The 201-nt window shown below is 70.6% G+C and carries 1 protein-coding gene; it reads left to right on the top strand.

All coding sequences use genetic code 11. From position 1 onward, the window contains the following. On the top strand, window positions 1–201 hold a 201-nt coding region (locus tag WA788_RS35985), incomplete at both ends, for a KR domain-containing protein (protein ID WP_335984785.1).

The raw sequence follows: 201 nt of genomic DNA on the forward strand, positions 1-201 counted from the left end.
GCCGCAGCGGTCCTGGGCAGCGCGGGGCAGGGCAGTTACGCCGCCGCCAACGCGTTCCTGGACGCCCTGGCGGTCTATCGCCGGGATCGGCATCTGGCCGGTCAGTCGTTGGCGTGGGGCCTGTGGGAACAGACCTCGGAGATGACCGGGCATCTCAACGGCACCGGTATGTCCCGTTTGCGCCGCGGCGGTGTTCAGCCG

The organism is Streptomyces sp. CA2R106 (assembly GCF_037034245.1).
Lineage (GTDB): Bacteria > Actinomycetota > Actinomycetes > Streptomycetales > Streptomycetaceae > Actinacidiphila.